Here is a 25,546-nt window from a genome sequence, read left to right on the forward strand (position 1 = left end):
GGAAAGTTTACAGACTATGAATGACAAAAGAAAATATATACCTTGGATATTTATTCCATGTATTCTTGCATTTGTTTTGCAGGTTGGAGCCAGCTTATTCGTAATTCAAGCAATCGTTACTTATGTACTTGCTACATTTAATGGCAGTACCTACGAAGATCTTGTTAATGCGCTTGTAGATGCAATGCTATCGGATGGAGCAAATGTTCTTTATATCATATATGCTGTTGCTGGAATCATCATTTTTACATTCGTTCAGAAGAAGATATTTAGTGATGATAAGCAGACTAAGCTATCAGAGGTATCAAAGAATGTTCCAGCTACAATAGCAGGCGTGTTGCTCTTTTGCTTAGGCATGCAATACGTTAGCAACTACCTTACAGCTGCATTAGCTAGTGCATTTCCATCATGGCTTGAGGAATACGAAGAGCTTATGGAGACTGCAGGACTGGATGACAGCCTTACACTTATTATGGGCATATATGCAGTTATTCTTGCACCAATATGCGAGGAACTTATTTTCAGAGGTGTTACATTTAGCGCAGCTAAAAAGGTTATGCCATATTACCTTGCAATCATTGTACAGGCAATCCTCTTTGGTGCCTTCCATATGAATGCAATCCAAGGCTGCTATGCATTTGTCCTTGGACTTGGAATGGGCTATGTAATGCACTTATACAACAATATATTTGTTACAATTATTATCCATATGATATTTAACTTGATTGGCACCTATGGCTCAGATTTCTTGCCATACGGTGGCGATACAATTATCGGATTCTTCTTGTGGATGCTGGGTTCCCTTGTTGTTACTTACGTTTCAATAATTCTTCTCAGAAAAGGGGCTTCATCTGTTAAGGAAAAGGAATTTACAGCCGATATATAATTACACGGACGATAATAATCACAGGACCAGGAAGGCACGCCTTCCTGGTTTTTCTATTTACTAGAAACTGTGATAAGGAAAACGGACTTTCCCTTTATAAATTATGTTTCATTTATAGGAGGAAAGAGCATGGTAATTCAAAATTCCGAGGTCAAAATGGCCGCAAAAAGTACTTTCACTGCATCAACGAAAGTGGAGTATGAGGACACTATTCGGCCGGCAATCAAGCTGGGCAATGTGGTGATGGCAGATGATGGAGAAGGATTCCTTTCATCTCTGAACTATGAATTAAACCAGAACGGGGAGGTGCAGGAAGCAGGAGAAAAAGCTCCTGTAGAGTCAGTGGTTGCAAATATGCAAACCAGAATGCAGACGATGCATTATTTGCTCAGAGCAATATTGATGAGCAAGATATTTGGCGATAATTCTGAGTTTAAAAACATTCTGCAGGAAATCTTTAAAAGCAATGAGGGATATTATCAAACAACCACAATCAACTACGAATACAGTGAAAGCCAAGAGCTGGCTTACTCGGCTGTAGGTACAGCAGTTACTGCAGATGGGAGACATCTGAATTTCAATTATGGTTTTGCAATGTCGGAATCATTTAAGGAAGAATTCCAATCTGTGGAGGAAAACTTTGTAAGATATATTGATCCATTGGTGGTTAATCTCAATGACCGTCCAACAAAGGTAGCAGATCAGCCTTTCTATTTTGACTTGGATGGAGACGGGGAAAAGGATAATCTTCATCAGTTGGAAGCTGGCTCAGGTTTCCTGGCCCTTGATAGAAATGAAGACGGCGAAATCAATGATGGGAAGGAGCTATTTGGAGTAACAACAGGAGATGGCTTTAAAGAGCTTGAAATCTTTGATGAGGATTGCAACGGCTGGATTGATGAAAATGACAGCATCTTCGAGAAGCTTAGAGTCTGGACCATGAATGAAAAAGGAGATATGGAGCTTTATACATTAAAGCAGTCTGATGTGGGAGCTATATATCTTGGCCGTGTAGGAACGGATTTTGTACAGCATGATGATGAACACAAAGCAATGGCTGCTATGCGTGAGACAGGTATCTTTTTACATGAGTCAGACGGACATGCCGGAAGTGTTCAGCACGTTGATTTTGCCACCTAATCTGCTATAATTGACCTAAGTATTTTAGGTGGGTTTAATGATATGAAAATATTCGGGGGCAAAAGAAGATTAAAGAGCAACAGTGCACTTGCTATTGCAGCAGGTTGTGCTGTTGCTTTTATGTTTATAGCTACGGTTATCAGTATAGGAATCTATCAGCAACGCATGGATGAAGCCAAGAAATTGCTGGTTGAGGCGGAGTATGAGCAGTACGATTCTTATGTAATTATGATTTCTTCAAATGATTCATCGGACTTTTGGCAGGATGTATATAAATCTGCCAAGGAATATGGCGCTGAACAGGGCGTGTATGTGGATATGCTTTCTACCAGTATCGACAAATCATATTCCAAAGCAGAGTATATGGAGATGGCCATCGAATCCAATTGCGATGCTATTTTACTAGAGGGAGACGATTCACCAGAGACAGCCGAAATGGTGGCAAAGGCAAAGCATGCAGATATTCCTGTATTCACATTGGAGTCAGATATTGATATGGCAAATCGCGTTAGCTATATTGGAGCTAATAGCTATACTATCGCCAGCTTATACGGAGAGTCTTTAATTGAGAATCTCGCGAAGCAAAAGAAGGTAATGGTTTTAGCTGGTAATACAGTCAATCCTACAGAGGCAAGTGCTTTTGTTAATAATATGCAGTCGGCATTGGACGGTCGTGAATTGCCAAATGGAAACCTGGATTTTGAAGTACGTACAGTTGAAAGCAAGGATGCTTTTGCAAATGAGGAGTATATCCAAAATCTCTTTAAGGAAAATGATTTGGCGCCAGTTGTAATCTGTCTTGATCAGGAATCTACAGAAAGCTTTTATCAGGCCATGATTGACTATAACAAAGTTGGTCAGATAATGCTTTTAGGAAGTAATGTTTCACCTACCATTCTTACTGGAATTAAACAGGGGGTAATTCTTAGCACAGTATATGTGGATGCACAGAGCATTGGTGTATCTGCAGCGGAAGCATATATCGAATATAGGGATGCAGGATATGTATCTGATTACATAAGTGTTGACGCAAATGTAATCGATGCCACCAACATCGATGAAGCGATGGAGGAGGTAGAAAATGAGTAGGATTAAGCGAAAATCTATCTCCCTCAGACAAAAGATGATTATGTCATTTTGTATTCCTACGGTACTGCTGTTCCTTGTAAACATGATGCTGTACTTGGGAACTGCCCAGATGCTTAACTCCTTGGATGTTATCTACGCCAGCAATAATACGCTGAACGATTTGAGTGAGAGTCTGGATCGTTTGCAGAATGCCACAGCAGGCTATCTAAATACCAAAACCAGTGATGCTTTGGAACAGTATTATATTTACGAAGAAGAGTATTCTGATTTGGTAGATAATCTGGATGATAACAAGGATGATAATGAAAACAGAGTCCTTGAAAGAAATATTAAAAACATGTCGGAAAACTACCTGGAGCTTACAAACCAGGCAGTTGAAAGTAAACGTGGTGGTAATGTAGAAAAGTATAAAAGTATCTATGAGGAGGCTGCCAGAACATATGGCTACATAGATACCAGCATTACAAACCTCAACAATCAGCAGTTCATCAACAACTCTAAATCCTATGGAGCTATGATGACCGCCCTTCAAACACTTGAAGAGCTGAATATTTTAACACTTGTAATTATAGGTATTGCCAATTTGTTTTTCGTAGTACTTATCGCATCAACTATTGCAGACCCACTTATAAAGCTGGCTGCCACAGCCAACAGCGTGTCACAGGGAGACTTCAATGTAGAGCTTCTGCCTGTTAAAAGCAATGATGAGGTTGGCGTAGTAACAAAAGCATTCAACAAAATGGTTGTTTCAATAAAGAACTATATCGAAAAGCTTCGTGAATCTATGGAAGTGGAGCGCCGTCTCAAGGAAAACGAGCTGATAATGGAAAACCATATTAAGGATGCAGAGCTTCGATACTTGCAGGCGCAGATTAATCCTCATTTTTTGTTTAACACTTTGAATGCTGGCGCCCAGCTTGCCATGATGGAGGGGGCAGACAGGACCAGCAATTACATTCAAAGGGTGGCAGATTTCTTTAGATACAATATCAAAAAGAACAAGGATGTTGTGTCTTTGCGTGAGGAAATTGAGCTTGTAGACATCTACATTTACATCATAAATGTTAGATTTGCAGGGGAAATCCAGTTCACCAAGGAGATTGATGAGTCACTTCTTGGGGTAAAGATACCTAGTATGATACTTCAGCCTATTGTTGAAAATAGTATCAACTATGGCCTTAGAAACATAGATTGGACCAAGAAAATCAAGCTTTCTGTGTATGAGCTGGGGGACTATATATGTGTCAGCATTAAAGACAATGGTATTGGTATGACACAGGAAAAAATTGAGCAGGTTTTGGATGGCACATACAAGAGCAATCCTGCTAAATCAACATCCAATGGAGTTGGATTAAACAACTGTATTGAGCGTCTTAACATCTTCTACGAAAGCGAAGATGTATTAGATATTATATCTGAGGGAGAAAAGATGGGAACGGAGACAATTCTTTATCTTCCAAAGAAGGATTATGAGAAGGAACAAATGTAATGTACAAAATAATGTTGGCGGATGACGAGGGAATAGTCATCGATTCATTGAAATTCATAATAGAAAAGGAATTTGGAAGCAAGTGCGATATCCGTACAGCCAAAACTGGCAGACAGGTTATTGAGCTGGCGGAGGAATATCAGCCGGATATAGCCTTTATGGATATTCAGATGCCTGGCATCAACGGCATCGAAGCTATGCGAGAAATTCGAAAGACCAACAGTCATATCGTATTTATAGTAATGACTGCGTACGACAAATTCGATTATGCTAAGGAAGCTATTTCCCTGGGGGTTTTGGACTACCTAAACAAACCGGTTAGTAGAGATGGAATCATCACCATTCTAAACAAAGCCATGGGGCAAATCGATGGTGAAAGAGCAAAGCGAAGCAATGACCTTCGAGTTAGAGAAAAGCTGGAAACGGTAGTGCCTATCATCGAAAATGGTTTGATTCAGGATTTGCTTTTCAAGGAATATTTCAAAGAGGATATTGACAACTACAAAACTCTGCTTGGAATTGATTCGGAATATGGATACATGGCCTGCATGGTATTTGGTAGAGAGATGGTTGGAAACTACATGACCAGCGCTGTAGCAGTTTCTATTCAGGCTCAGAAATCATATCGAGAGATTCATACCATAACAGAGGATTATATAAAGGGAATTATGGGAGCGGTAATGTCTAATAAAATACCAATCCTTATTCCAACAGATAGCAATACCTTACCATATAATGAAAGAAATAATGTGGTGGAAAGTGCTAGAGCCCTTTGCAGGAAGCTTTCAGATAGATTCGATATGGATTTTCGAATTGGATTTGGCTCTGTAAAGCCGCTGGATAGAATGGCAGAATCATACGAGGAAGCAAACTCAGTGTTGATAGCAACCACAAGCCACGTAGCTCACGTGGATGATATGCCTGTTGCATGTCAGTACGAGGAAAGCTATCCAATGGATTTGGAAAAGCGTTTGTTTAATGAAATATCCCTTGGAAATGTAAATGAGACGGTGGCATTATCACAGGCATTCTTTGAGTGGATGGAAGAAAACTACGCAAATGATAATGACAGTGTTCGATTGAAATGCCTGGAGTTCGTTCTTTGGGCTGAGCATCTATCTTATGAAAAGACAGCTCGTGTATACGAGTTTAAAAGCAGGGCAAACTATTTGTCAGAACTCTTAAATCTTGGGGGATTAAACGAAGTAAAGCATTGGTTTATTGAGAAGATGAAGGCTGCTGCTGTTTGGGTGGCAAACAAGCAGGAGGAACAGTCAATGAGTGTTGTCAATAAAGCAAGGCAATACATAGATGAAAACTATATGAAGGAATTAACTTTAGATGATATATCTCGAATGGTTAATATAAGTTCATATTATTTTTCAAAGGTTTTTAAAGAGGAGACAGGTGAGAACTTCATCGACTATCTTACAAAGCTACGTATCGAGGCAGCAAAAAAGCTGCTTAAGACAACTAGCAAGTCAATGAAGGAGATATCAGCGGAGGTAGGATATCCGGATCCAAACTACTTTTCACGTAACTTCAAAAAGTATACTGGAAAGACACCTACGGACTACGCAAAATGTAACTAATAATTATTGGGGTGAATAATAATGAAAGGATATTTGAAAAAGATAGTGGTGATGACACTATCCCTTGCGATGCTTTCAGGATGCGCTAGTAGTTCTGCAGATAGCGCAAATACTTCTTCTAATAAAGAAGATGGTATTGAAATTGGTTTATGTTTTGATTCATTTGTAATCGAGCGCTGGGAGAAGGATAGAGATGTGTTTGTGGATACAGCATCATCTTTAGGGGCGACGGTTAATGTTCAAAATGCAAACGGTGATGTGGATAAACAAATCGAGCAGATTACATATCTGATAGATAAGGGCGTGGATTGTCTAGTAATAATTCCAGTAGATGGTGAAGCCCTAACAGACGTAATCAAAACCGCTAAAGAAAAAGATATTGCTGTGGTTTCTTACGATAGAATTATCCCAAATGCAGACACAGACCTTTACATATCATTCGACAACAACATGGTAGGCCAAATGCTTGGAGAATCCTTGGCAGATTCTGGTGCAAAAAGCGTGGTAATGATTTGCGGGCCACTTACTGATGGCAATGTGCCTATGGTAAACGACGGATTCTATTCAGTCATGAATGAGAACAATATCGAAATTCTGGACACATACTATTGCGAGGGCTGGAAGGCTGAGTTAGGTGGCGCCTATGTTTATGACAATTTGGACACTATCAAGCAGGCGGATGCCATAATGTGTGGCAATGATGATGTGGCTACATCTGTAATCAGAGCTTTGGCTGTATGCCAGCTGGCAGGTGAAAAGCCGGTGGTTGGACAGGATGCAGATTTACCTGCGTGTCAGCACATTGTTGAGGGAACACAGCTGATGACGGTGTTCAAGCCTGTAAGTAAATTGGCAGAACAGGCAGCGCAACTTTCTGTGCAGCTTGCCAGTGGAGAGGATATTGATGTGGATTCCACAATAAGTGACGGGCAGTACGACATCCCTTATGTGGCTACGGAGCCAGTGGCAGTGACCAGAGACAATATCGATGAAGTGATTATAGATAGCGGATTCCATTCTAAAGAGGACGTTTATATGAATGTTTCTGAGAAATCCGGTGAAAATGAATAGCAAATTTTTGCATGACAAAAAATGACTAGCACAAAAATGTGCTAGTCATTTTTCATTGTGTGAATAAAGTTAGACAAAAATGTGAAGAAAGTGACAACCATTTTCAGACATCTTCATGATATCGTATCTATAGTAACAAACAAACCTAAATGAAAGGGAGGTTTTCAAAGAATGAAGAGAAAGTTATTAAGTGTACTTTTGACAGGTGCTCTTGCAGCTTCAATGTTTGTAGGTTGCGGAACTAGCACAGAGACAACAGACACAGGTGCAGCTGGTGGGGATACAGCTACAGAGACAACAGATGATGGTGGTTCTACAGCAGCAACAGGAACAAAGGTTGGTGTTGCAATGCCTACAAAGGATCTCCAGAGATGGAATCAGGATGGTGCTAACATGCAGTCAGAGCTTGAAGCAGCTGGCTACGAAGTAGACCTTCAGTACGCTTCAAACGATGTTCAGACTCAGGTTTCACAGATTGAAAACATGATCAACTCAGGATGTAACGTTCTTGTAGTTGCAGCTATCGAAGGTTCATCACTTGGTGAAGCTATGGATATGGCAGCTGAGAACAACATCCCAGTTATCGCATATGACCGTTTGATTATGAACTCAGATGCAGTTTCATACTATGCAACATTCGATAACTACAAGGTAGGTCAGGTTCAGGGTCAGTACATCATTGATCAGCTTGATCTTGAGAACACATCAGAGACATTCACAATGGAAATCACAGCTGGTGACCCAGGTGATAACAATGCTGGTTTCTTCTATGATGGTGCTATGGATCTTCTTAAGCCATACATCGAGGCTGGTACACTTGTTGTTAAATCTGGTCAGGTAGATTTCGCAGAAGTTGCTACTCCAGCATGGGCTACAGAAACAGCTCAGTCACGTATGGAGACAATTCTTTCTTCTAACTACGCTAACGAAGACCTTGATGTTTGCCTCTGCTCTAACGATTCTACAGCACTTGGTGTTGAGAACGCACTTGCAGCAAACTACAAGGGTGAATATCCAATCATCACAGGTCAGGATTGCGATATTGAGAACACAAAGAACATGATCGCTGGAAAGCAGTCTATGTCAGTATTCAAGGATACACGTACACTTGCTTCACAGGTTGTTAAGATGGTAGGTCAGATCCTCAGCGGTGAGACAGTTGATGTTAACGATACTGAGACATATGACAATGGTACAGGAGTTATTCCTTCATACCTTTGCGAGCCAGTATTCGCTGATAAGGACAACTACAAAGAGTTACTTATCGACTCAGGATATTATACTGAGGACCAGTTACAGTAATTAAAAAAGAAATGCTTTTTAGGGCAGGGAAACCTGCCCTATTTTAGAGAAGAGAATGTTTTTAAGAAAATAAAAGTTATTTTAAGGAGGGAGACTTAAGTGGGAAAAACAATACTTGAGATGAAATCAATCACCAAAGAGTTCCCAGGAGTAAAAGCCCTTGATAACGTAAACTTAAAGGTAGAGGAAGGCGAAATTCATGCTCTTGTAGGAGAGAATGGAGCTGGTAAATCTACTCTTATGAACGTTTTAAGTGGTATTTATCCATTTGGATCTTACACTGGAGACATCGTATACAATGGTGAAGTTTGTCAGTTCCAGAAAATCAAGGATTCTGAGGAAAAAGGAATCGTTATCATTCATCAGGAATTGGCGTTAATCCCTTATATGTCTATAGGTGAGAACATGTTCCTTGGAAATGAACAGGGAAGCAAGGCAGCTATTGATTGGGACAAAACATACGCAGAAGCAGACAAATATTTAAAGATGGTTGGTTTATCAGAAAGCAGCCGTACTTTAATCAAAGATATAGGTGTTGGTAAACAGCAGCTTGTTGAAATTGCAAAGGCATTAGCAAAGAATGCTAAGCTCCTCATCCTTGATGAGCCAACATCATCACTTAATGAAACAGATTCGAGAGCACTTCTTGATTTACTTCTTAAATTCAAGCAGGAAGGAATGACATCTATCATCATTTCTCATAAGCTAAACGAAGTTTCTTATGTAGCAGATAAGATTACTGTTATCCGTGATGGTTCCACAATCGAAACTCTTGATAAGAGTGTAGATGATATTTCAGAAGATAGAATCATTAAAGGCATGGTTGGTCGTGAAATGACAGACCGTTTCCCTAAGCGCCACGGTGTAGAAATCGGTGACATCGCTATGGAGGTTAAGGATTGGACAGTTTACCATCCACAGTTTTCGGAGCGTAAGGTTGTTGATGGAGTATCAATGAATATACGTAAAGGCGAAGTAGTTGGTATCGCAGGTCTTATGGGTGCTGGACGTACAGAGCTTGCAATGAGTATCTTCGGAAAGGCTTATGGAACTAACATTTCAGGTCAGCTTTTCTTAAACGGTGAAGAAGTTCATTTAAAGAATATCAAAGATGCAATCAAGCACAAGATTGCATACGTAACAGAAGATAGAAAGGGCAACGGACTTGTACTTACAAATCCAATCAAGATTAACACAACTCTTGCAAACCTTTCATCACTTTGTTCTAAGCGCGTTATCGATCAGGATAAAGAATATCAGGTAGCAGAGGAGTACAGAGATAAGCTCAAGACAAAATGTCCTACAGTTGAGCAGAACGTTGGAAACCTTTCGGGTGGTAACCAGCAGAAGGTTCTTCTTGCTAAGTGGATGTTTGCAGATCCAGATGTACTTATTCTTGATGAGCCTACACGTGGTATTGACGTTGGTGCTAAGTACGAAATCTACTGCATCATCAATGATTTGGTTGCAGCAGGAAAATCAGTAATAATGATTTCATCAGAGCTTCCAGAAGTACTTGGTATGTCAGACCGTATATACGTTATGAACGAAGGTAAAATGGTTGGCGAAATGGCAGGGGCAGAAGCTTCACAGGAAAGCATTATGTCTTGCATCTTGAAGTCATAGAAGGGAGAGAAAACATGGTCTCAGTTAATATTAAAGACACATTAAAAAAATACACCATGGTTATCGCCCTGGTGATTATTATCGGAATCTTCTACGTTGGAACAGGCGGAACAATTCTTCTGTCTCAGAACGTAAACAACTTGCTTTCACAGAACGCATACGTATTTGTGTTAGCAACTGGTATGTTACTTTGTATCTTAACTGGTGGTAACATCGATCTTTCTGTTGGTTCAGTTGTCTGCTTCGTAGGTGGTATTGGAGCAGTAATGATGAGTAAGGGAATGAACGTATGGTTTGCAGTTCTTGTAATGCTCTTTGTGGGTGTTTTAGTTGGTGCATGGCAGGCGTTCTGGGTAGCATACATAAACGTACCACCATTCATTGCAACACTTGCTGGTATGTACGCATTCAGAGGTTTATCAAATGTAGTATTAAATGGTTATGCAGTTTCTATTTCAAATACAACATTCCTTAATGTATTTGGTGGTGGTGCTGATTGCTACATCCCTGATTTCTTCCATGGAGAAAGCCTCAACATTACATGTTTACTTGCAGGCCTTATTGCAGTTGCAGTTTATGTATTAATCTCAATTAAAAACAGAGTATCGGCTTCTAGAAAAGGCTACGTTACAACAAGCGCAGCTAGCTTCTACGCAAAGCTTGTTATTCTTTCACTTGTAATTTTATTCTTAGCATATAAGCTTGCTGGTTACAAAGGAATTCCTACATCATTATTATGGATTATCCTTATCGTCCTTGTTTACAACTACATCACAACAAAGACAACAATCGGACGTTACTTATATGCAGTAGGTGGTAACGAAAAAGCTACACAGCTTTCAGGTATCAACACAAAGAAGGTTTACTTCTTCGCTTATACAAACATGGGATTCTTAGCAGCTTTTGCTGGTATCCTTACAGTAGCTCGTGCAGCTTCTGCACAGCCTACATACGGTCAGTTCTATGAAATGGATGCAATCGGTGCTTGCTTCATCGGTGGTGCATCTGCATACGGTGGAACAGGTTCAGTATTCGGCGCAATCATTGGTGCTCTTTTGATGGGTGTTATCAACCAGGGTATGTTGATTATGGGTGTTGATGCAAACTATCAGAAGGTTGTTAAAGGTTTAGTACTTCTTGCAGCGGTTATCTTTGATGTTATGTCTAAGAGAGAGAAAAAGTAGGAAGGGAGGAGCGAAAAAGTGAAAGACAAGATTTTTAAAATATTAAAAGAAAACACAATGCTCATTGTTCTGGTCCTGGTTGTTCTCTTCTTTAACTTTACAACTCACGGCACAATGCTTATGCCAAGCCAGTTCAACGCATTGATTACACAGAACGCATATGTATATGTTCTTGCAACAGGTATGTTGATGTGTATGTTAACAGGTGGTAATATCGACCTTTCCTGCGGTTCATTTGTTTGTTTAGTAGGTATCATCGGAGCAAAAGTAATGGTAAACATGGGTGCTTCAACTCCAGTTGGAATCCTTGTAATGCTCCTCATCGGAATCATCTATGGATGCTTACTTGGATATGTAATTGCTTACATCAATATTCCACCATGGATTGCTACACTTGCAGGTTTCCTTGCGCTTCGTGGATGGGGCGTTGCATTACTTAACGGTTCATCAAACATCAGCCCACTTCCACCAGAATTTTGTGCATTATTCTCAGGCAAGATGAATGACCTTTTCGGTGGTCCAAGAATCGGTGGTGTTCAGTACAACATGACAAGTATTGTAATTGGACTTATCGCTTCAATCATCGTAGTAGTTCTTCTTTTCAGATCACGTGCAAACAAGCTTAAGAAGGGCTATGTTGCAGACAGCCTTGTAGCAGTAATCGTTAAGTGCGTACTTATCGACTTTGTAATCATGCTCTTTGCATACAAGTTCTCACTTGCAGGTGGTGTACCATACTCACTCATCTGGGTAGCAGTAATAGTACTTATCTACAGCTTCATTACATCAAAGACAGATATCGGACGTTACTTCTACACAATCGGTGGTAACTCAGAGGCAACAAGACTTTCAGGTATCGATACAAAGAGAATCATGTTTATCGCATACTTGAACATGGCTGTACTTACAGTTATTTCTGCATTCCTTACAATGGCTCGTTTCCAGGCTGCAAACTCTACAGCTGGTACAAACTACGAGATGGATGCCATCTCAGCCTGCGTAGTAGGTGGTGTATCTGCATACGGTGGATCAGGTACAGTATTCGGAATGATTGTTGGTGCTACCCTCATCGGTGTAATCAACCTTGGTATGTCCCTCATGGGTATCGATGCCAACTGGCAGAAGGTTGTTAAGGGCGTAGTACTTCTCGGAGCCGTAGTCTTCGAAATCCTCAACAACAAGAAAAGCGCAACAAAGTAATACATAAGATTTTATTTTCTTCATTATATTCTCTTAATGTTATTATAACTAAAAGCTCGCGACCTCCCATTGGCCGCGAGCTTTTGTTTTGAATATCGCGGCCAAGAGTGCTAATATCTTAGGTATGGAAATAATAAAAGGATTCTTACAGAGGAAAATGGTTATATTACTGGCGGCGGTTGTACTGGTGTTTTTTGTGCTGTTTAATTCGGGATTCTTTGGGGGCAAGGATGAGCGAATTAAGATTTCCTGCGTGGGCGATAGTCTTACCTATGGAAGTGGAGTGCTGAAGACCAGGGATACGGATGCGTATCCAGCACAGCTGCAGATAAAGATGGGAACAGATCATTTGGTTTCTAATTTTGGATTGCGTAATGCTACGGCATCTGCAACTGGGGATTTGCCTTATGTGGAGTCGGAGGAGTATCAGCAGTCTCTGAAGTCTAAGCCTGATATTGTGGTGCTTATGCTTGGAACAAATGATACAAAGACTTATAACTGGAATGCATCAGACTATGAGGCAGGGCTGAAGGAGCTTGTGGAGTCATATCAGCAGCTTGATACTAAGCCTACAGTGTACTTGATGCGTAGTCCATATTGCTATTCATTGGATGGAAGTGATGTGGCAGAGTATGATATTCAGCCTGCAGTTGTATCTGATGAATTGGGTGGAATCGTTGAAAAGGTTGCGGCTGAGACTGGCGTGGAAGTGATTGATTTGTATCAGCTTACTGAGGGCCAGGATGAGCTTTATACTGACGGAATTCACTTTAATGCTAAGGGATATGAGCTTATAGCTGATGAGGTATATTCTAATTTAAAATAATTATCAATAAACCTGTTGACATTTTATGCCGGCAGGTTTATATTTTAATCAAACATATGAACAATCATTCATATATTCAAATTTAAAGAAGACCCAATGGGGGACGGAGGAAAATATCATGAAGAAAACTTACAAAATCGATGTAGATTGTGCAAACTGTGCAAACAAGATGGAGCAGGCTGCTAAGGAGACAGCAGGTGTTGCTGATGCTACAGTTAATTTTATGGCACTCAAGATGAACGTTGAGTTCGAAGATGGAGCAGATGTTAAGGCTGTTATGGAAGAAGTTCTTAAGAACTGCAAGAAGGTAGAGGACGATTGCGAGATTTTTTTATAGGAGTTTGATATGAACAAAAAGCAGAAGAAGGTACTAATCAGAATAATTGCAGCGGCTTTGATGATGGCAATCCTGTTGTTGCTTCCTTTGGAAGAGGGCAGTTGGATTCGTTTTGTGCTGTTTTTGATTCCATATTTTACTATTGGATATGACATTTTAAAGAAGGCATTTAAGGGAATCAAGAACAAGCAGGTCTTTGATGAGAATTTCCTTATGGCTGTTGCCACTATTGGTGCAATGGCACTTGGGGAATATACAGAAGGCGTAGCGGTTATGCTATTCTACCAGGTTGGCGAATTATTCCAATCATACGCTGTAGGAAAGAGCAGACGTAACATTTCCCAGCTTATGGACATTAGGCCTGATTTTGCAAACATAATGGTGGATGGTCAGCTTACACAGGTTGATCCTGACGAAGTGGAAATTGGAAGCGAAATCGTTGTTCAGCCTGGTGAAAAGATTCCTATCGATGGTGTGGTTATTGACGGTACAGCTACTCTTGATACTGCAGCCCTTACAGGTGAAAGCGTTCCTAGAAGCGCAAAGCCTGGGGACGAGGTTATTTCCGGATGTATCAATATGTCAGGTGTTCTCACTATCCGCACTACAAAGGAATTCGGCGAATCTACAGCATCAAAGATTCTCGACTTGGTGGAGAATGCATCTTCAAAGAAATCAAAGCCAGAGAATTTTATTTCAAGATTTGCCAGAGTGTACACACCAGCTGTTTGTTATTCAGCGGTAGCACTTGCAGTACTTCCACCAGTGATTTCACTTATTATCGGTGTTAATCCTAACTGGGGCCAGTGGATTTATAGAGCCCTTACATTCCTTGTTATCAGTTGCCCATGTGCACTTGTTATCAGTATTCCGCTTACATTCTTTGCAGGAATTGGTGGTGCCAGCAAGGAAGGTGTCCTTGTAAAAGGTTCAAACTACCTTGATATGCTTTCAAAGGCTAAAATCGCTGTTATGGACAAAACAGGTACACTTACTGAGGGTGTCTTCAAGGTTACAAAGATTGTTCCAAAGGATATTTCTGAGGATAAGCTTTTGATGTATGCTGCTATGGCTGAGGTATACTCAAATCATCCTATTTCACGTAGCTTGAAGGAGGCTTACAGCAAGCCTATCGATACAAACGATGTTACTGATGTGGAGGAAATCTCTGGACATGGAATCAGAGCTACAGTTCTTGGAAAGACTGTAAATGCAGGAAATGAGAAGCTTATGGCTTCTGTTGGTACAGCTTTCAACCAGGCAAATGAGCCAGGTACAGTTATCTATATCGCAATTGATGGTCAGTATAAAGGCTACATCCTTATATCTGATCAGATAAAGGCCACATCAAAGGCTGCTATCGAAAATATGAAGCGAGTTGGTGTGAGACAGACAGTTATGCTTACTGGCGATAGCAAGAGCGTAGCAGATATCGTTGCAAAGGATTTAGGACTTGATAGTGTTTGCTCAGAGCTTTTACCTGGAGATAAGGTCCAGAAGGTAGAGGAGTTATTAGCATCCAAATCAGAGAATGAACAGTTGATTTTCGTTGGCGATGGTATAAATGATGCTCCAGTTCTTTCAAGAGCTGATATCGGTATTGCCATGGGAGCTCTAGGTAGCGATGCAGCTATTGAAGCCGCAGATGTTGTTCTTATGGATGACGACCCTATGAAGATTTCAAAAGCCATCGGTATTGCAAAAAAGTGCATGCGTATAGTATATGAAAATATTTACTTTGCCATCGGAATTAAGGTATTATGTTTGATACTTGGTGCGATTGGTATTGCAAATATGTGGTATGCTATTTTTGCAGACGTTGGAGTTATGGTTATTGCAGTTCTCAACGCAATCCGCGCATTACGTGTGAAGAACATTTAGGAGGTTTGACAATGGTTAAACATGCAGAATGCTGTGAAGAGCAGTGTGTACATAAAGAATTGGTAGCAAATGTACTTAACGATTTGCCTGATGAGGATGTCTTATACGATTTGGCAGAGCTTTTCAAGGTTTTTGGTGATAGTACCAGGGTACGAATCCTGATTGCTTTATTCGAGGCAGAGCTTTGCGTATGCGACATTTCAGAAGCTCTTGGTATGACACAATCAGCTGTATCACATCAGCTGCAGATTCTTCGTACAAATAAGCTTGTAAAGAGCCGTCGCGAAGGCAAGCAAATTTATTATAGTTTGGCAGACGAGCATGTGGTTACCATTATGGCACAAGGCTTAAATCACATCTTAGAATAATATATAGAATGTTGTTGGCTTCCTGTTCTTTGATTGAGGAACAGGAAGCTTTTTTATTGAATTTTTAGGCTGTAACGAAACAATTTATCAATAAGAAAAAAATGTGAAAAAAGTATTGACTTCGAACTTCTATTAGTATAAGATAACCACAGTTAGCAACGGCTAACTAAAATATGAACAGGAAGCTAACATTATGTGCGAAGAAGTATTTGAAATGATATGTGCCATGGACAGGCGATGTGTAGAGTTGCAAGTTGTATTGCAGTGTGCTCCCACATTAGCTGGCCTTAAAACTTCAAATCTTCTTATAGTTCCGAAAGATCAGGAAGATAAGGTTAGATTTGTTCTTAGGCATTCAGGCTTGTTGGGGTATCGCCTCGTGTACGATAGACATCGAGTTATCTTTTTGGTTTTTAATAGGGATAAGCTCATAAGCTACCTTGCAAAGCCAGAGGTAAAGGAATTTCTTTCCTCTTATGGATATCGTACAGATGCCTTTGGGTATTCACTTCGAAATTTCCAGAATCGATATGATTCTTATGTTCATAAAAGGGATAATTTCCCTCATGAGATGGGAGTGTTCCTCGGATATCCGCTTTGTGATGTAGTAGGCTTCATTCAAAACGGAGGAGACGGATTTGTGCTGTCGGGGTATTGGAAGGTTTACAAAAATGCGACTGAGGCACAGAAGTTATTTGAAAAATTTGACATTGTAAAAGATGATATGGTTCGCATGGTATTTAAAGGATATTCATTAAAAGATATCGTAAATACGTATGCAAAGCCTGTCGTATCCTTGGCAGTTTAACGTCAAAATATCTTATTTTAAAGGAGATTAAAGTCATGAGTAAGGTTAATGTTGTATTTTGGTCACAGTCTGGTAATACAGAGAGTATGGCAAACGCTGTAGGTGCTGGTGTTACAGCAGCAGGCGGCGAGGCTAACGTAGTATACGTTGGTGATGCTTCTATAGATGAGCTCAAGAATGCAAAGGCATTTGCACTTGGATGTCCAGCTATGGGCGCTGAGGTTCTTGAGGAAGGCGAGATGGAGCCATTTGTTACAGATTTAGAGGGCTTTGTTTCAGGTAAGACAATCGGTCTTTTCGGCTCATATGGCTGGGGAGATGGTCAGTGGATGCGCGACTGGGTTGATCGCATGACATCAGCAGGCGCAACAGTAGTAAACGGCGAAGGCGTTATTTGCCAGGACGCTCCAGACGGAGCAGCAGAAGCTGCATGCCAGGAGCTTGGTAAAGCTTTAGCAGCAGTTTAATTTAATATTTAGCTTATTTCCTTTCCCTGAGTTTCTAACCGGGTTTCTTGGGGAAGTTATTAGACTCCTTTTACAGCCTCCAGGTATGCCAGTGCCTGGAGGTAAATTATTCTGGATTAGCCTTTGATGGAGGCAAATATCGATGGCTTATGCCACAGATAAAAGTTGTCGGAATATCTGATATTTCGTGATAAAATCTAACAATTTAATTTTGAAAAAGTTGTTGACAAAGCCTTGATTCTCATATATACTCTCTATTGTTCGCGAGAGAGATATGCAACAAACGCAGAACGAATTATTTCGGGGTGTGGCTCAGTTTGGCTAGAGCACCTGGTTTGGGACCAGGGGGTCGCAGGTTCGAATCCTGTCACCCCGGAAAGAACTTCTGATATATTACTGATATTGTGGGATCTTAGCTCAGCTGGGAGAGCATCTGCCTTACAAGCAGGGGGTCACAGGTTCGAGCCCTGTAGGTCCCACTTTGTTATCTTTATTGATAACATGCCGTAGTGGCGGAACTGGCAGACGCGCGGGACTTAAAATCCCGTGGTGGCGACATCGTACCGGTTCGATTCCGGTCTACGGCATTAACTTTTAACTAACGGGGTGTGGCTCAGTTTGGCTAGAGCACCTGGTTTGGGACCAGGGGGTCGCAGGTTCGAATCCTGTCACCCCGATTTAATGAATATGTGCGGGTGTGGTTCAATGGTAGAACATCAGCCTTCCAAGCTGAATACGTGGGTTCGATTCCCATCACCCGCTTTTTTAATCCAATTACAGCTGATTATGTGTCAGTAGCTCAGCTGGATAGAGCAACGGCCTTCTAAGCCGTGGGTCGGGGGTTCGAATCCCTTCTGGCACATGTTTTTAATATGGTGGGTGTGGCACAGCTGGTTAGCGCGTCGGATTGTGGTTCCGAAGGTCGAGGGTTCGAACCCCTCTACCCACCCTTTACAACTAAATATTTTATTTTGTAACTTGCGCGACTAGCTCAGTTGGCAGAGCACCTGACTCTTAATCAGGGTGTCCAGGGTTCGAACCCCTGGTCGCGCATTTTTCTATATGGGTGGTTTCCCGAGTGGCCAAAGGGGACAGACTGTAAATCTGCTGCTAATTGCTTCGGTGGTTCGAATCCACCACCACCCATTTTTAATTTGGCGAGATAGCTCAGTTGGCTAGAGCACGCGGTTCATACCCGCGGTGTCGAGGGTTCGAATCCCCCTCTCGCTACTTTATTATTATCGCGGGATGGAGCAGTCTGGAAGCTCGCCGGGCTCATAACCCGGAGGTCGGTGGTTCAAATCCACCTCCCGCAACTCTGTGCCCAGATAGCTCAGTTGGTAGAGCAGAGGACTGAAAATCCTCGTGTCGTTGGTTCGATTCCGACTCTGGGCACTTAAATATATTACTATGTGTGTGTAGCTCAGCTGGATAGAGCACTTGGCTACGGACCAAGGTGTCGGGAGTTCGAATCTTCTCACGCACGCTAAATAGTAAGCACTGAATCACTTTGGTTCAGTGCTTTTTTATTTGAAACATTATTCATAATTATTTACTGAGGATAGAAACCATGCTGTCCTTTTTTATGGTTGAGATTGGTAAACTATGGTAGGTCTTTTAATATACATTTGATTTGCTAAAATACAACTATAAAAGCTATAGCGAATACATACGGAGGGTTCACACATGCCAAAAGAATATCAAATCAATGGTGTTACTTATTATTTTTCAAAAGATAAATTTCAAGAAATAGTCAAAAAACTTATTAAAGATAAAAGATCAGCTGGTGTTAAATACAATTCCTCAGACTGCTATGGAGATTTGGCAGATGCTTTAAATTCATCAGAAGAGACAATACGAAAATGGTATTCAAAGGGTGGCCCTTCTCCAGTAGATATAGCATTAGTAGAGGCTATATCAGAATATGCTGGATTAACTAGTGTAACTGAATTGCTAGAGAAAAAGGAGTCGCATACCATGAATGTTGAAAATACCAATAATACAGATCGTGAATTAGTAAAAACAATCTATAATCAAATGCTCTGCTTTGCAGAAAAACTCGCCTACGGGTATTTTAATAAAACTGTGCAACTTGGTGATGGCACAAGCCATGTGTGTTGGGATAGAGATACTATATTTAATGCCTTGATCCAACTTCATATGCAAATAGATAGAGCGTCTATGGATATAAAAAGTCAAACAGCCAATAAATTACATGACATAATACTGACATATACGGAAAACGTTATGTGTCATGACGTATCTGCAAAATGGGATGCTCTATGCAATTGTGATTATTTAATGGCTAGAAGAGTATTAGTGGATACATATAATTACGGCACATCAGATGAAGATGATGAGGAGTATGGCTTAAAGGAATATATTAAAAGAATTTATCCTAGCATCTATGATGATGAAGAAGATTATCTTGAAATACCTTTTACATATCAATTCATCTATATGCGTGAATTTGCCATAGCTTTAAACAATGTTTTTAGGAATGATTTTCCAGAATACTTTTTATTTGAATAAGGAGTCTAGTAGATGATAAATAAAAACAATTATGAAAAGCTTAAAGAAAATTATGGTAAAGTAGCTAGTTGGGCTATATGGAATACCGACTATTCTGAATCTATGCCTAAGAAGAATACTGCTGATTTATCTATATTTGAAGATAAGAATCTCCTTGAAACAATAAATACAGGTTATGTATTTGTAGGATTAAATGCTTCAAGTACTCATGGTGATATCTCAAATGGTCAATCTGCTTGGTTTAACTTTCATAGTAGTTATTCTAGACAGAATGATTACAAACTCAGATATGCTTTACAAGGAACTAAATACTGGGGTAGCTATATAACAGATGTTATCAAACATTATGAGGAAGTTGATTCTAGTAAGGTAGTATCATATCTAAAAAGGAACCCTAGTATCGTAAAGGACAATATAAGTGACTTCAAAGAAGAAATAGCTTTATTGGGCGATAAACCAGTTTTAGTAGCCCTAGGAACAGCGACCTACAATTTATTAATCGAACATTTAGGAGATGAATATACTATTAAAAAGATTAAGCATTACTCATATACAATAGGCAAAGAAGACTATCGAGCTGAAGTTCTTAATATCTTAAAATAATTACAAAATAGTTTTGTGTGTTTTTTGTTTACTCATAATAAGTTGTTAAAGCGTCTAGAACTCTAATGCTAGACGCTTTAACTTTTTTTAGATTGTTCTATTTAAGGTGATATTAACAAGACATCCTTCGATTTGTTTCGTCAATGTCAATAACAACAGCTTTATCACTAACGGCATCATAGACTATAACTTTATTTATATATAAGTCTGTTCTCTTAGTCGATAGATAATGATAAGCAAGTATTTGACGAAGGTATTTTTCGTCAATATTATTTGTTACTTTTACATCTAATATAATATCCTCTGTAATGTAATCTGCTAAGCCTGATATATGTTGTATTGTAAGGTTTGGGTCGATATTATTTAGTGTAGGTCTGTCATCGTAGAGCGTCTTTTTTACATAATTGGCTGTTTTTGTACCTAGTTCAATAACTAATTCGACAAAATACTTATATTTATCTTGAATTAGTTGAGAAATCGATATTGTCTTTATTACCTTTGAGACCCCTGTTCCGAAACAGTTAATCATCATCTGGCGATATTTGAGCATACATGCTCTAACAATAATAGTATCGTTAATCTTCGCAGGATAAGCTTCATCAAGTGCCTTCTGGATAAATCCATTTAAATATGATTCTCCATACACAAGATATTTTGAATAGTACTCGACGCAGTAACCTAGTGCAGAATTACAACGTTTATCAAGATTAAAACTATTTTTACCTTTAAAACAATGTTGTCTGCCATACGCTAATTCGTTCTTGTATTTATTGCTAATATAGGAGTTAAATTTATTATGATTACTAATTTTAGCAGTTACAGTTTTTGCTTCGGTCCAAATCACTTCATTGTTTGCTGTTTTGCTTGGTCGCATTAAGTCTACGCCTATAGTAGAAGATTCTTTGTCGTTTATAGTCTTTGTATATTCTTTATAATTTAGTGCTAAATCACTCTTATTAATTCTATCTAGTGCATGTATATGTTTATTACGAAGCATAAACATCTCGTCTGAGTTAATACGTTCAAATAAAGCGTTGTAAGATATAATAAATTTATCTATACAGTTATTCCGTAAGTTTTCTTCAGTTAATTGGAGTCTTGAGGTTATTGTATTAACTATAAGCTCTTTACTAGGGTAAAAAATAATCTTATCTAAATTGTTTTCTGTAGGTGTTAAACGCATTTCTAAGGCGCCAAAATAATCAGAGATGGTACTTTCATCAATAGAATATTCTTTATCATAATCACGCTCGCACGTTAAAACAGGAACTTGATAATTATTTTTTAGTAAAAAATCCTTATTATCTGGATTCATTGAAATGTATACTACAACATTCCAGTTAATTGCACTATGGTAATTAGAATTGGTTAATGATTTAATATTATCCAATACTTTGTTGAATCGATGCTCACTATCCCAAAGAGTTTCATAGGTTTTTCTTCGTTCTTTATACTCAATTAAATAGTAACAAATTAAATATAAGGCATGTGTATCCAACGTATCATTAGTTGGAAAAACTCCCTCATCTGATAAATTGATTGACGTATTCAGTATATTTTCCAATAAAGCACAAAACTTTTTATATCCCTTTTGTTCTTTATTTATAGAGATATATTCATTAACAGTCTTCGAAGCGCTGATTTTACCAGGAATCTTGAATTTGCGATCACTTACCTCATCAAGAAAGCATACATTATTTAGATTAGCAATTCTCTCATCAATATAATCATGTGTATACACAGATTTGTTAGATAAAAAACTTTCTAATAAAGGATTAAGATCAATTGCCTTTTTTGATAAAGTAAACTCCTCTGTATGACAATTATTAAGCGTAATGGCAGAAATAAGTTTGTAATAAGGCTCACATTTAATTAACTCATATTCGTCTTTTTCATAATTAAATGTATTTTCTGTATCATACAAAGGTAGCTTGTAAATATTAGCAAGTTTTATCTTTTCACCCCACATCGTGTAGTAGTAATTATTAGAACACTCCTTTTTCTCAGCATAAAAATCTGTTAAGGGGCTAACAGTATTAAATCCTGTATTTGGATCTACTTTAATAGTATAAGTTCCAGTTTTATTCTCTAATTCAATTATATATAGGCCATTTGGAAGTTGCCCATTTGTTACTTGTATAGTTGAATTTGGTTTTAAATCTTCACATGAAATATGGTCGCAAAATGCATAATATAATTCACCATTTTCATCGCTATCAATATTCATGCTTTTCACATTGTAAAAGACAAAGCACTCACGAGTTTCCTCTAGCAATTTTTTATTTTCAGGTAAAAATATATCTATATCATTACGATATAAAAGAGCATTTCTTCGACATCTGCCTATTACCTGTATCGTTGTCGCATTGTTTTCTGGTTGATTATCCATGTATAATACATGGGCTCTTCTTATATCTATTCCCTCTACAATCTTAAATTTATTTATAATTACATCATATTCATTATTGTCTTCACAAAGCTCAGCCATTACATAGTCATCATTAGTTATATCAATCCATTTTAAATTGTTTTTCTCACATAAAAAAACAATATGTTCATATAGGTAGGCATCATTTCCTACACAGCGAAAAATAGCACATGGATTATAATTAGGAATGTTTTCATGAGCTTGTTTTACTTCTATTAACTTAGCAATAGCGTCTTCTGGTCGTCCAACTGTTTGATTGACAGAACGTAGCATCATTGTTTGCGCAAAATTACATTTAATATCGCTATAGATATTTGTAGCGGATATATTTATTATTTTGTAGCAAACATTAGCTAAGACTTCATCAAAGCGATTTGTCTTAATATGTCCTTCATCTCTAAGCCAGATGCAAGGCATATTAGTAGGTATATTATCAATGATATCTTGCGCATCTAATTTACTATTAATCCTATAATCTGCACTACCATATACGTAGAAGTTATTATTAGCACAATCATGTTGAATGCTTGAACGAATTTGAATGTGTAATTGTCCTTTTGAAAGAGTAGTAATTATAAAATAAAAATGAGGTAGCTTATTTATCAGTTTTGCCATCATTTTTGTCTTTCCTGTACCTGTTGCAGAAGTAAAATTAATACGCTTCATTGTTTCATACTCAGGACTATTTATTAATTGTATTAATTCATTAACGTAGTAATCTTGCGTAGAATTAATTTCTTTAAATGCATCTGTTCTATTCATAATATACCTCTAAATGTAAGAAGAATGTTTTAACGATATTATATAGCAGGGTATAGTAATAATCGACAATTACACTATAAGTTATTTAAGGACCATCACATTGAGCTATGCGTTTTAAGCTATTAAGTTGTAGCGAACATTTATTTAAACATTTACAATATTAAACTATAAAGCAAAATTGGTTTGCAGGGATTAATAAAAAAACATATTAGCTCAACGAATTAATCTATGAGTATTATAAAGAATACATACACTGAAGACTATTACAAAGGTACTGAATCATTATGGTGCAGTGCCTTTTTGTTTATTTTTGTGTAAAAACCAGTAAATTTGTGGCTTCCGAGGTGTCCATTTTATAGTTGGCTATTTGAGTATACTTATAATTAGAAAAACGTGAAATGCGTATTCTGAAATAATTCGCAGGAGGTAATCACATGAAAATTTTTAATGATTATGAAGAATTTAGTGAAGCCTTTGAAAAAGCCGGAGAAGGAGATATCACAGCTGTTAGAAATATGCTTAATCATCTCTTAGTAAATCTAGATGATGATAATGATCCAGAGCTAATAAAACTATTACGCCAGGCTTATATTGATAAGTTAATTGATGAAGGTGAGGCTTATGCTTGGGTATATAAAGGAGACGAGATTCTAAGAAACCATGAGGCTGAACACTTCGTTTATGAAGCACTCAAATGCTATCTTAAAGCCACAGCTTTCGGCGATAATATGGGATTTGATAGCATTGGAGAATTATATTTTAAAGGCGATTATGTTGAAAGAGATTATGATATGTCTTTTATATTCTTTCATCTAGGAATTAAACATGCAAATACACTTAATCCTATGAGTCTTTGCAGAATAGGGCAGATGTATAAGTATGGGTTTCATGGTGAACTTAATTTAGAGACAGCAGAAGAATTCTTTTCAAAAGCAATATCAGTTGGAAGCAATCATGGAATAATTGATGATTATGCTTTAATTGCAGCAAATGAGCTTTATGAAATGAGAGCAAGTTAGTCTAATAATATATTAAATACTATTCTAAAGGAGGATTTTAAAAATGGTAGGATTTGGATTTGATGCAGGAGCGCTTAGAGCAGCAGGACAGGCAGGAGACATGTATGTAGTTGTACAGGTAGTACTTACTGAGAAATTTATTGGCACAGGATCAGGAGTATCTAGTCTTACTAACTTGCAGAAGACTATTAATGAGCAAGCAGCAAAAGGATATAGACTTCATACAATCTCTACTACATCTTCTGGTACAAAGGGCTTTATGGGTGGTGATAAGATACAAGCTACTATGGTTTTTGAAAAAGTGCTCTAAAGGGAGAAATCTATGAGTAGAATTATATTCTGGTTACAGCGGAAGAAAAGGATAGCCAAGAGGTCATGTGGAAGGTGTTGCATTACCTGCCCTTATTATAATGAATGTATAAATGACGGTAGCTTTTAGGGCTCCTGTAAAGTATATTTATCCGATTATTTGCCCATTTGTTCGCGTGGTGAAATTTTCTCTGAATTTTCAGGGCCAAAGTGTGAACGAGGTATCTAGAAAAATCAAAATTAAAATGTCCAATTTATGGATGTAGAATAGCGCTAGAATAATTTTATCGAAAAGATGGCGTTAGAATTGTTGTAAAGTATTTGTTAATTATCTAATACATATAAAGAGGATTTGAGATACGAGAAATGTGCATGAGCAAATAAAAGAAAAGCAAGATCTAAAGGCAAATGAAAAATGGACAGGAGTTAGACCATCTGCAAAACAATGTAAGAAATGTATTCATGCACTTAAAGATACTAAATTTACAATAGGTGCGGAAAAAGCAAACTGCGATATGTTTATATCACCTGATGATAAAAGTCCAGGGATTTTATCCGATGAGGTAGAATGCCCTTATTTAGAAGAATAGATTCTAAGAGTGTTATAGTTGTAGAAACCAATGTTAG

Annotated in this window: 22 protein-coding genes and 13 tRNA genes; 34 read left to right on the forward strand and 1 reads right to left on the reverse strand. The window is 38.4% G+C overall.

Annotated elements, in window-relative coordinates:
• The first annotated feature begins 16 nt into the window (after nucleotides 1–16).
• From BMY66_RS04515 to BMY66_RS04665, 31 genes are all read left to right on the forward strand, one after another.
• Nucleotides 17–886 (forward strand): CPBP family intramembrane glutamic endopeptidase, encoded by an 870-nt coding sequence (locus BMY66_RS04515; RefSeq protein ID WP_090394281.1) that lies wholly within the window; start codon nucleotides 17–19, stop codon nucleotides 884–886.
• A 129-nt stretch (nucleotides 887–1,015) separates the two neighbouring features.
• Nucleotides 1,016–2,026, forward strand: a complete 1,011-nt coding sequence (locus BMY66_RS04520) for a hypothetical protein (RefSeq protein ID WP_090394282.1) — start codon at nucleotides 1,016–1,018, stop codon at nucleotides 2,024–2,026.
• A 42-nt stretch (nucleotides 2,027–2,068) separates the two neighbouring features.
• Nucleotides 2,069–3,115: a sugar ABC transporter substrate-binding protein gene (locus tag BMY66_RS04525; RefSeq protein WP_090394283.1), complete on the forward strand. Its 1,047-nt coding sequence runs from the start codon at nucleotides 2,069–2,071 to the stop codon at nucleotides 3,113–3,115.
• A complete protein-coding gene (locus BMY66_RS04530) occupies nucleotides 3,108–4,604 on the forward strand; it encodes a sensor histidine kinase (protein WP_074788688.1) in 1,497 nt (498 codons plus the stop codon). The genes BMY66_RS04525 and BMY66_RS04530 overlap by 8 nt, the downstream gene beginning before the upstream one ends.
• Complete coding sequence (locus BMY66_RS04535; protein WP_090394284.1) at nucleotides 4,604–6,196, forward strand: response regulator; 1,593 nt, start codon at nucleotides 4,604–4,606, stop codon at nucleotides 6,194–6,196. Before BMY66_RS04530 ends, BMY66_RS04535 begins: the two co-directional genes overlap by 1 nt.
• Before the next feature lie 21 nt (nucleotides 6,197–6,217).
• Nucleotides 6,218–7,267, forward strand: coding sequence for a sugar ABC transporter substrate-binding protein (locus BMY66_RS04540; protein WP_090394285.1), 1,050 nt, complete (start codon nucleotides 6,218–6,220; stop codon nucleotides 7,265–7,267).
• Between the two features lie 171 nt (nucleotides 7,268–7,438).
• Nucleotides 7,439–8,569 carry a multiple monosaccharide ABC transporter substrate-binding protein gene (chvE, locus tag BMY66_RS04545; protein WP_044937179.1) on the forward strand — a complete coding sequence of 377 codons (1,131 nt, stop codon included), beginning with the start codon at nucleotides 7,439–7,441 and terminating at the stop codon, nucleotides 8,567–8,569.
• Between the two features lie 120 nt (nucleotides 8,570–8,689).
• Nucleotides 8,690–10,195: a multiple monosaccharide ABC transporter ATP-binding protein gene (gene mmsA / locus BMY66_RS04550; RefSeq protein WP_442960174.1), complete on the forward strand. Its 1,506-nt coding sequence runs from the start codon at nucleotides 8,690–8,692 to the stop codon at nucleotides 10,193–10,195.
• Between the two features lie 14 nt (nucleotides 10,196–10,209).
• Nucleotides 10,210–11,379, forward strand: coding sequence for a multiple monosaccharide ABC transporter permease (gene mmsB, locus BMY66_RS04555; RefSeq protein WP_090394287.1), 1,170 nt, complete (start codon nucleotides 10,210–10,212; stop codon nucleotides 11,377–11,379).
• An 18-nt stretch (nucleotides 11,380–11,397) separates the two neighbouring features.
• Entirely contained in the window at nucleotides 11,398–12,579 is a 1,182-nt protein-coding gene (locus tag BMY66_RS04560) for an ABC transporter permease subunit (RefSeq protein ID WP_278335582.1), read from the forward strand.
• A 124-nt stretch (nucleotides 12,580–12,703) separates the two neighbouring features.
• Complete coding sequence (locus BMY66_RS04565; protein ID WP_090394288.1) at nucleotides 12,704–13,405, forward strand: GDSL-type esterase/lipase family protein; 702 nt, start codon at nucleotides 12,704–12,706, stop codon at nucleotides 13,403–13,405.
• A gap of 118 nt (nucleotides 13,406–13,523) precedes the next feature.
• Nucleotides 13,524–13,742: a cation transporter gene (locus BMY66_RS04570; protein WP_044937188.1), complete on the forward strand. Its 219-nt coding sequence runs from the start codon at nucleotides 13,524–13,526 to the stop codon at nucleotides 13,740–13,742.
• Nucleotides 13,743–13,751: 9 nt separating this feature from the next.
• On the forward strand, nucleotides 13,752–15,623 hold the full coding sequence (locus tag BMY66_RS04575; RefSeq protein WP_090394289.1) for a heavy metal translocating P-type ATPase: 1,872 nt from the start codon (nucleotides 13,752–13,754) through the stop codon (nucleotides 15,621–15,623).
• A gap of 11 nt (nucleotides 15,624–15,634) precedes the next feature.
• A complete protein-coding gene (locus tag BMY66_RS04580) occupies nucleotides 15,635–15,991 on the forward strand; it encodes an ArsR/SmtB family transcription factor (RefSeq protein WP_074788695.1) in 357 nt (118 codons plus the stop codon).
• 193 nt (nucleotides 15,992–16,184) lie between these two features.
• Nucleotides 16,185–16,799, forward strand: a complete 615-nt coding sequence (locus tag BMY66_RS04585; RefSeq protein ID WP_090394290.1) for a DUF3793 family protein — start codon at nucleotides 16,185–16,187, stop codon at nucleotides 16,797–16,799.
• 35 nt (nucleotides 16,800–16,834) lie between these two features.
• Complete coding sequence (locus BMY66_RS04590; RefSeq protein WP_090394291.1) at nucleotides 16,835–17,266, forward strand: flavodoxin; 432 nt, start codon at nucleotides 16,835–16,837, stop codon at nucleotides 17,264–17,266.
• 301 nt (nucleotides 17,267–17,567) lie between these two features.
• Nucleotides 17,568–17,642, forward strand: a tRNA-Pro gene (locus BMY66_RS04595).
• Nucleotides 17,643–17,672: 30 nt separating this feature from the next.
• Nucleotides 17,673–17,745, forward strand: a tRNA-Val gene (locus BMY66_RS04600).
• 24 nt (nucleotides 17,746–17,769) lie between these two features.
• Nucleotides 17,770–17,853, forward strand: a tRNA-Leu gene (locus tag BMY66_RS04605).
• A gap of 15 nt (nucleotides 17,854–17,868) precedes the next feature.
• Nucleotides 17,869–17,943: transfer RNA gene (locus tag BMY66_RS04610), tRNA-Pro, on the forward strand.
• Nucleotides 17,944–17,957: 14 nt separating this feature from the next.
• A tRNA-Gly gene (locus tag BMY66_RS04615) sits at nucleotides 17,958–18,028 on the forward strand.
• 26 nt (nucleotides 18,029–18,054) lie between these two features.
• Nucleotides 18,055–18,128 (forward strand) — tRNA-Arg (locus BMY66_RS04620).
• 13 nt (nucleotides 18,129–18,141) lie between these two features.
• Nucleotides 18,142–18,215, forward strand: a tRNA-His gene (locus BMY66_RS04625).
• A 31-nt stretch (nucleotides 18,216–18,246) separates the two neighbouring features.
• Nucleotides 18,247–18,319: transfer RNA gene (locus BMY66_RS04630), tRNA-Lys, on the forward strand.
• A gap of 11 nt (nucleotides 18,320–18,330) precedes the next feature.
• A tRNA-Tyr gene (locus BMY66_RS04635) sits at nucleotides 18,331–18,412 on the forward strand.
• Between the two features lie 10 nt (nucleotides 18,413–18,422).
• A tRNA-Met gene (locus BMY66_RS04640) sits at nucleotides 18,423–18,496 on the forward strand.
• Between the two features lie 12 nt (nucleotides 18,497–18,508).
• Nucleotides 18,509–18,582, forward strand: a tRNA-Met gene (locus tag BMY66_RS04645).
• A 6-nt stretch (nucleotides 18,583–18,588) separates the two neighbouring features.
• Nucleotides 18,589–18,661 (forward strand) — tRNA-Phe (locus BMY66_RS04650).
• A gap of 17 nt (nucleotides 18,662–18,678) precedes the next feature.
• Nucleotides 18,679–18,752: transfer RNA gene (locus BMY66_RS04655), tRNA-Arg, on the forward strand.
• Between the two features lie 200 nt (nucleotides 18,753–18,952).
• A complete protein-coding gene (locus BMY66_RS04660; RefSeq protein ID WP_090394292.1) occupies nucleotides 18,953–19,798 on the forward strand; it encodes a hypothetical protein in 846 nt (281 codons plus the stop codon).
• Between the two features lie 12 nt (nucleotides 19,799–19,810).
• The gene (locus BMY66_RS04665) at nucleotides 19,811–20,401 is read left to right on the forward strand and encodes a hypothetical protein (protein WP_090394293.1); all 591 of its coding nucleotides are present in this window, start codon (nucleotides 19,811–19,813) and stop codon (nucleotides 20,399–20,401) included.
• Between the two features lie 112 nt (nucleotides 20,402–20,513).
• On the opposite strand, the gene BMY66_RS04670 is transcribed toward BMY66_RS04665, so the two are convergent.
• Entirely contained in the window at nucleotides 20,514–23,591 is a 3,078-nt protein-coding gene (locus tag BMY66_RS04670) for a DEAD/DEAH box helicase family protein (RefSeq protein WP_090394294.1), read from the reverse strand.
• A 434-nt stretch (nucleotides 23,592–24,025) separates the two neighbouring features.
• Here BMY66_RS04670 and BMY66_RS04675 point away from each other — a divergent pair, with 434 nt between their 5' ends.
• The 3 genes from BMY66_RS04675 (at nucleotide 24,026) to BMY66_RS04685 (ending at nucleotide 25,509) form a co-directional block, all read left to right on the forward strand.
• A complete protein-coding gene (locus tag BMY66_RS04675) occupies nucleotides 24,026–24,610 on the forward strand; it encodes an SEL1-like repeat protein (RefSeq protein ID WP_090394295.1) in 585 nt (194 codons plus the stop codon).
• A 43-nt stretch (nucleotides 24,611–24,653) separates the two neighbouring features.
• A complete protein-coding gene (locus tag BMY66_RS04680) occupies nucleotides 24,654–24,920 on the forward strand; it encodes a DUF4177 domain-containing protein (protein ID WP_177175581.1) in 267 nt (88 codons plus the stop codon).
• A 367-nt stretch (nucleotides 24,921–25,287) separates the two neighbouring features.
• A complete protein-coding gene (locus BMY66_RS04685) occupies nucleotides 25,288–25,509 on the forward strand; it encodes a hypothetical protein (RefSeq protein ID WP_090394296.1) in 222 nt (73 codons plus the stop codon).
• Nucleotides 25,510–25,546: the final 37 nt, after the last annotated feature.

It is taken from the genome of Pseudobutyrivibrio sp. C4 (assembly GCF_900111635.1).
Classification (GTDB): domain Bacteria; phylum Bacillota; class Clostridia; order Lachnospirales; family Lachnospiraceae; genus Pseudobutyrivibrio; species Pseudobutyrivibrio ruminis.